Raw genomic sequence first — 4,310 nt, 5'->3', positions numbered from 1 at the left:
TGGTGTCGTATACCTTGTTGTTGGCACCAACCCCTGTGACCGTGAGGCTCGCTGGCGTGATGTTGGCCGTGACGCCGGAAGGCTGCGCAAGGACGTAGTTGCCGGCATCGGCACCGCCCAGCGTATAGCCCGTGACAGTGACGGTCTTGCCGTTGCCGACGTTCTTGTTGGCGAAGGTACCGCTGCCGGTACCCCCCAGGGTCACCGTGTCACCGGCGAGGGCCGTGACGCTGGCTGTGCCATTGAGCGTGGCGTTGGCGGTGGTGTCGTATACCTTGTTGTTTGCCCCCACACCGGTGACAGCCAGGCTGGCCGGTGTGATGTTCGCATTGAGGTTGATCGGTTGCACGACGCTGTAGTTGCCGGCATCCGCACCGCTCAATGTATAGCCCGTGACGGTCACGGCCTTGCCGTTGCCCACATTCTTGTTGGCGAACGTGCCGCTGCCAGTGCCGCTGACGGTCACCGTGTCGCCTGCGAAGGCCGCGACGCTGGCTGTTCCGCTCAGCGTTGCCACGTCGCTGGCGTCGTATACCTTGTTCTGGGCGGTGACACCGCTGACGGTGAGGTTGGCAGGCGTGATGTTCGCGGTTCCCGTGGGCTGCACGATGACGTAGTTGTTGGCATCGGCGCCGCCCAGGAAGTAGTTGGTGCCGGTGACGCCCTTGCCGTTGCCCACGTTCTTGTCGACGAACATGCCGATGTTGCCGCCGCCCACAAGCACCACATCAGTACCCAGGGGCGTAACGGTCGGGCTGCCATTGAACGTGGTGGCACGGGTGCCGTCATACACCTTGCCGGCCGCGCTCACACCGGTGACAGCGAGGCTGGCCGGTGTGATGTTTGCCGTCAGCCCCGTGGGCTGCACCACGGTGTAGTTGCCGGCGTCAGCTCCGCTCAGCGTGTAGCCGGTCACGGTCACGGCCTTGCCATTGCCCGCGTTCTTGTCGGCAAAGGTGCCGCTGCCCACACCGGTCACGCTCACCGTGTCACCGGCAATGGCCGTGACGCTCGCTGTTCCGTTCAAGGTAGCGCCCACGCCGGCGTCGTACACCTTGTTGGCTGCGCTCACGCCCGTGACCACCAGGCTGGCGGGATTCACGGTCAGAGTGCCATTGGCATAACTGATGTCGTAGCCCTGCTGGTTGGAGTACAGGCCGGACGCCGTCACCGCATAGCTGCCGGCATTGACCGCTCCCTGGGCGTTTCCGCCGAAGCTGATGGTTCCCGACAAGCTGCCGCAGGCCACGTTGGAGCAGCTGATGCCGGTTCCGCCATTCCAGGCCAGCTTGTCGTAGGTCTTGCTGGTGTTGCCGACGGTGACCGTGGTGGGCGTCATGAGTGACTTGAGCAGGGGGCGGCTGTTCCCGTCATAAATCCGCCAGACGTTGGCCAAATCCCAGTTCGGGTTGACGTTGCCGTTGGCGGCCGTGGCCGAGCTGAAGTTGGCTTGTTGCTGCATCTGGGCAGTGGTCATGCCGGTGCCGCCGCCTGCGCTGGTGGCCTGCCCGGTTGTCGTGCTGTCCCAGAAGCTGCCGCTGATGGTTCCTGTCGTATAGCTCCCCACCAATCCGCCAACGCTGCCGGCGGTACCCGTCACCTGCCCGGCGGCATAGCTGTTGGTGATGGTGCCGCCGCTGTTGCTCATGTCCCCCACCAGCCCGCCCGTCTTGGTGGTACCGGTGACGGCTCCCGTGGCATAGCTGTTGCTGATGCTTCCGCCACTGCCGCTCCAGAGCCCGACCAAGCCGCCGTGGGTGTCGCTGTTACCGTTCACGGCGCTACTCGAATAACTGCTGCTGATGGCGCCGGTATGGAGCATGTAGCCAACGAGTCCACCGGCATACTGACCGCCGGTTACGGCACCGGTGGAATAGCTGTTGCTGATTTCCCCCTGGTTGTACCCCGCCAACCCACCGGTGAAAACCGATCCATTCACAGTGCCTGTCGCGTAGCTATGGTCGATTTTGGAGTTACCGCTGGTTCCCCCCACCAGCCCCCCGGTATCGCCGCCTCCGAACACGTTCGTGCTGGCGTAGCTGTTGCTGATGGTGCCGTCATTCCATCCCGCGAGCGCACCCGTATCGCTGTTGGAGCTCCTGACCATGCCGCCCACCAGGCCCACATTGCGGATGACGCTGGCCGGCGAGGTGGATCCAAACAGGCCGGTGAACCGGGTCGTGCGGTCTATGGTGAGGCCCGTGATGGTGTGGCCCAAGCCGTCAAAAGTGCCGTAAAAGCAGTTGGGGGTGCAGCCGCTGTTCCCTGTTCCCAGGGGCGCAAAACCCAAACCGCTGTTCCAGGTGCTGGTGGGCGCAGCATCGATGTCGGCCCCCAGCACATAGCGCCCGCCGAGGCCGCCGCTGATGCCCTGCAGATCAGTGCCGGTGGTACTGCCTGCGGCGCCCAGGTCGGTGATCACGGTATAGCCCAGGGTGGCGCCGGTGCTGCCTCGTTTGGTGCTGAAGTTGTTGCCCGCCGGCAGGTTGACCTTCGCGCCGTTGTTGACGTTGTAAGAGCTGCCGGCGCCGCTTGTCGTGCCCTGGCCGTATTCCAGCGCCAGCTTGCCCGTGCCCGAGGCGTTGAGGTTGGCGTTGATGTTGATGTTGTTCTGCGCGTTCAGCGTCAGCTGGTTGGCGCTCCAGCTCACCACGTCGTTGACGTTGACGTCGCCCGCCGTGCCCGCGGCGCCGCTGCTGCTCTGGATAACGACATTGCCCGCGCCCAGGTTGGTGCCCAGCGCGGCGCCCGTGATGTCCCCGCCCGAGGCGGCGACGGTGAAGTTCACCGGGTCGATCAGCCAGGTGCCGCTGTTGCCGGTGGGGGCCGCCGTGGTGATCCGGACGCTGTCGGCAATGTTGACGTGCGCGCCCGAGGTCTCGATGAAGCCTCCGTTGCCGCCATTGGGCGCCGAGGCATCCAGCGTGCCAGCGACCTTGGCGGTGCCGGCGGCCATGCCGCCCAGCAGGATGATGGTGCCGTTGCGGTTTTCCACGGTGCGCGCCTGGATCACCCCGCTGTTGTTGACCACACTGGCCAGCAGGGAGTCCCGGGCGCCGGCGCTCAGGAACACCTGCCCGCCGTCGGCCTGGATCAGCCCGCCGTTTTCGGCCAGGCTGTTGAGCACGCTCTGGTCGACCACGACCTTGAGCAGCTGGTTGTCCTGCAAGGTCAGTGTGGCCGCGCTGCCGGCCGCCAGCGCCACGCTGCCCTTGGGGGCGTTGATGCTGCCCTGGTTTCTCACCGTGTTGCCGATCAGGGCGACATAGCCGCCCGGGGCCGCATTGAGGGTGCCCAGGTTAATCACACTGCCCGAGCCGCTGCCGCTGAACGTGCGCTGGGCACTGCCCAGGTCCGCATCCTTGACGTCCAGCGTGGAAGCGACCAGCCCGCCCACATTGACCTGGGCACCGGCGCCGAAGAGCACGCCGTTGGGGTTGATCAGGTAGACCTGACCGTTGGCATTGAGCTGGCCCAGGATCTGGCTGCCCTGGGTGTCCAGGATGCGGTTGACCGCGATGGCGCTCGCCGAGGGCTGCACGAACTTGACGCTTTCCTGCGCGCCGACGTTGAAGCTCTTCCAGTTCAGGGAGGCGTTCTGGCTGGACTGTGTGATGGTGGTGTTAGCCCCGCTCTGGGAGATGCTGGCCGCGCCCGAGGTGACCTGGCCGTCCACCGGCCCGGCCTGGGCCGTGGCCGCGCCAAGCAGCAAAACGGCTGTTGCGGGTTTGCGCAAGGCCCATCTGCCGGCCGCACGGCCGGCGGCCCGGCCCAGCGCGTCAAGAAAAGGCGGAGCCGTGAGGGGCGCCCGACCTTGGATATTGGTTACAACTCCCGCAGTTTTTGCGCTGTCCAACGAATTTTTTTTGTGCATTTTTCACACTCCGCAAGACCCTTTTTGTCAGCCGATTGCAAGAGAGGGTCGTTCGAAGTGATGGTATGCAGAAAGGAATAGCAGCAGATCAGCTCAAAAAAAGATCTTTTTACGGTTAATAGAAACGGTTCCGCGCCGGAACGAAATGTTTCAAATGGTTACTTCTTTGGTTGTAACATCCATTTACGAATGCGTTGCGAGAAACATACAGTTACGAATAGTCGACCACTGCGAAGGGACTCCGCCGCGCGGACTCTGAGGCTTTTCAGTGCTCGCGCAGGCCGATTTCCACCGTCGGGTAACGCAGGCGAAGCCGCAATTCGCGCTTGAGGCGGCTGTTGTCCAGCCGGCGCGATTCGCTCATGAAGCTCAGCAACACCGGGGGGAGAGCTTCCCGAGCATTGCCGCGTGCCAGGCGCGGCGGCCGCGGCAAGCC

1 protein-coding gene and 1 pseudogene are annotated in these 4,310 nt (G+C 64.3%); both read right to left on the bottom strand.

Features of this window, described 5'->3' with window-relative positions:
• On the bottom strand, positions 1-3,736 hold a 3,736-nt coding region (locus PMI15_RS22675; protein WP_162130770.1), incomplete at its 3' end, for an S-layer family protein.
• Between the two features lie 403 nt (positions 3,737-4,139).
• Positions 4,140-4,310: pseudogene (locus PMI15_RS22670) on the bottom strand (SDR family NAD(P)-dependent oxidoreductase); the annotation flags it as partial.

The sequence above is a fragment of the Polaromonas sp. CF318 genome, assembly GCF_000282655.1.
GTDB lineage: Bacteria > Pseudomonadota > Gammaproteobacteria > Burkholderiales > Burkholderiaceae_C > Polaromonas.
Note: the sequence above shows the minus strand (reverse complement) of the source record. Positions and strands in the feature narration are given on the sequence as shown.